At 70.3% G+C, this 3,114-nt stretch carries 3 protein-coding genes; all 3 read left to right on the forward strand.

What is annotated here, in order from left to right:
* Positions 1-213 precede the first annotated feature (213 nt).
* Positions 214-1,446, forward strand: coding sequence for a pyridoxal phosphate-dependent aminotransferase family protein (locus tag G6022_RS13215; RefSeq protein WP_259846658.1), 1,233 nt, complete (start codon positions 214-216; stop codon positions 1,444-1,446).
* Complete coding sequence (locus tag G6022_RS13220) at positions 1,443-2,357, forward strand: NAD-dependent epimerase/dehydratase family protein (RefSeq protein ID WP_182639341.1); 915 nt, start codon at positions 1,443-1,445, stop codon at positions 2,355-2,357. The genes G6022_RS13215 and G6022_RS13220 overlap by 4 nt, the downstream gene beginning before the upstream one ends.
* Positions 2,358-2,404: 47 nt before the next feature.
* Positions 2,405-3,114: acyl-CoA dehydrogenase family protein (locus G6022_RS13225; RefSeq protein ID WP_182691739.1), on the forward strand; the 710-nt coding region annotated here is incomplete at its 3' end.

Here is a 3,114-nt window from a genome sequence, read left to right on the forward strand (position 1 = left end):
GGCGGTGAGCACGCGGCGTCGTCCGGGGCTCGGCTCTGTGACTCATGGGGCTCCTCATTCAGTCGTCCCCCTCATTCGTTCCTGATCCCGAGGCGGATGGGCGACGAGCGCACGGACGGTGAGGAGACCCGGACGGTGAGGATTCACTCGTTCGACCCATCCGGTCCACGGAAGGGGCCGAACCACCGGGACATCCCACAGGAAGGACTTCCCGTGAACCACCCACTCATCGAACGCCTCGCGACAGACGAACGGGTCCAATTGTTCTCGACCCTCCAGGACGCGGGCCAGAGCCCCTACTACCGGACGATGCACTCCAGCACCGGCGCGACGAGCAACGTCCAGGGCGTGGACCGGATCATGCTCGGCTCCAACAACTACCTCGGCCTGGCGCGCCACCCCGAGGTCATCGAGGCCACCACCGAGGCGGTCCGTCGGTTCGGATCGGCGAGCACCGGCAGTCGCCTGCTCAACGGGACGATGTCACTGCACGAGGAGCTCGAGGCGGAGATCGCGGACTGGTTCGGCACCGAGGACGCGCTGTGCTTCTCGACCGGGTACCAGACCAACCTCGGTACCCTCGGCGCCCTGGTCGGCGAGCGGGACGCGGTCGTCATCGACGAGTTCGCCCACGCCTCGCTGCGTGACGGCCTGCGGATGGCGCGCACCTCGGTCCACCCGTTCCGCCACAACGACCTGGGCGCACTCGAGGATGCCCTGATCACGGCACGCCGCGGATCCCCGGAGCAGATCCTCGTGGTCGTCGACTCCCTCTACTCGATGGAGGGCAGCCTCGCGCCCCTGTCCGGGGTCGCGGAGCTCGCCCGGTCGTTCGGCGCCGCGCTCATGGTCGACGAGGCCCACGCCATGGGCCTGTACGGCCCGACCCGGCGGGGCTGGGTCGAGGAGACCGGGACGGTGGACGCCGTGGACGTGACCATGGCGTCGTTCTCCAAGTGCTCGGCCTCCTGTGGCGGGTTCATCACCGGTAGCTCCGACCTCGTGACCGGGCTCAGGGTCACGGCGCGGCCGATGATCTTCAGCACGTCCTCGGTCCCCGCCGCGACCGCCTCCTCCCTCGCCTCGATCCGGCTGATGCGGACCGACGAGGGTGCGGCGCGCACCGAGGCGGTGCGCCGGAACTCGATCCTGCTGCGGGCCGAACTGGGCGACAAGGGGATCGAGTGCACCTCCGGCCTCACCGGCGACGAGTGGTCGCCCATCGTTCCCGTTCCCGTCGGCGACGACCTCCGCGCGGTCCACGTGTGGAACCTGTTGCTCGAGCGAGGCGTCTACACCGGTGTCGCTGTCCATCCGGCGGTCCCGGCGACCGGTGCGATCCTCCGTCTGTGCGTGACGGCGGACCACACGGAGGAGCAGCTGGTCGAGGCCGCCAGGGCGATCGCCGACATCCTCGCCGTCACCCGGGAGCTCTCCGCCCTATGAGGGTGGTCCTGACCGGGGCGTCCGGTGATTTCGGTACCGCGCTCCTGCGCGGTCTGATCCTCCGCGAGGAGGTCGACCACGTGGTCGCCCTGGCGCGGTCACCGTTGCGGGTGCGGGACCCGAAGATCGAGCAGCGGACCGTCGACATCACCTCCGACGACCTCGACGAGGTCTTCGCGGGCGCCGACGCGGTGATCCACTGCGCCTTCATGGTCGAGGAGCCGCGCGACAAGGAGTCGGCGCGGATCGTCAACGTCGACGGCTCCCGACGGGTCCTCCGCGCTGCCGACTCCGCCGGCGCCCGGGTGTGCGTGATGACCTCGAGCATCAACGCCTACGGCCCCCGCGGCGGCCCCGAGATCATCGACGAGACCGCACCGATCGGCGCCGGCGAGGAGCACTACTACTTCCACCACAAGGCACTCGTGGAGGAGGACGTGCGCCGGTGGCGACGAGGCTCCGACGGCCGCATGGCGACGGCGGTCCTGCGCCCGACCTACGTGGTGGGGCCCGACATGTCGAACTCCGGGTTGGAGACCATGCGGTCGCGCGTCGTCCTGCACCCGAGCCCCGGGAAGTCCTACTTCCAGTTCCTGCACCAGGACGACCTCGTCGACGCGTACCTGCGGGTGCTGCTCGCCGGCGTGGACGGCGAGTTCAACCTCGGTCCCGAGGGCGCCCTCACCGTCTCCCAGCTGTGCCGACTCAACCGCTCGGTCTGCGTCCCCGTGCCGCTGAGCGCCGCCCGACGCCTGGCCGACCTCGGGTTCCGGCTACGACTGCTGCCTTATTCCTCCCACTGGGTGACCTGCGGAGAACCGGTCACCACGTCACGACGACTCAGGGACGCCACCGGCTGGACGCCGCGGTACGACTGCACCGAGGCCGCCCGCCTGATGCTCGCCGGCTGATCCGGGCCCGAGCCCGCACCCACCCGACCGTGAACCGAAAGGACCCCATGCTCCTCACCTCCGAGAACCAGACCCTCGACTCCTACGCCCCCGGGCTGCGAGAACGCCTGTACGGCCACGGCCTCCTCGCCAACGAGGGCGCCCAGAGCACCGCCGTGGCCGACTGGTCCGACACCGGCGGGACCAGTCTCATCGTCCCCACCGCGCTGGGCGGTGCGGGCGCGAGCGCGGTCGACGCGGTGCGGTTCCAGACCGCCATCGGCGCGGTCGCCCCCTCCCTCGCGGCCGCGACCACGATGCACCACCTGTCGTGCGCGACCCTCTTCGAGGCCGCCGAGGACGCCTCGCAGGAGGAGCGCGACCTCATCAGGGCGCTGGTCGAGGGCGGCACCGTGATGGCCTCCGGTTTCTCCGAGGGTTCCCCCGGGGGATCGGTGTTCCGCCCGACCATGACCGCCCGCCGGGACGGTGACGACTATCTCCTCTCCGGCCGCAAGGCCCCCTGCAGCCTGTCGAGGTCCATGAGTCTCCTGGTGGCGAGCGCCCTCGTGGACGACTCCGAGCGGGCCGTCGTCCTGGTCTTCGACGGTGCCGAGGGGTTGCGTCGGGAGGAGTTCTGGAAGAGCCCCGTCCTCGCGGCGGCCGAGAGCGACGCGCTCATCCTCGACGACGTCCGGGTCGAGTCCGACATGGTCTTCCTGACCTCCGAGAACGATCCCGACGATGTGCACGAGATGACCGGCTACCTGTGGTTCGG

The sequence above is a fragment of the Dietzia sp. Cai40 genome (genome assembly GCF_014145165.1).
In the GTDB taxonomy this organism is placed as follows: Bacteria; Actinomycetota; Actinomycetes; order Mycobacteriales; family Mycobacteriaceae; genus Dietzia; species Dietzia natronolimnaea.

What these genes read in the sequence shown, in the direction of transcription:
- G6022_RS13220 (WP_182639341.1), top strand. Translation starts at nt 1,443, where the DNA reads ATGAGGGTGGTCCTGACCGGGGCGTCCGGTGATTTCGGTACCGCGCTC.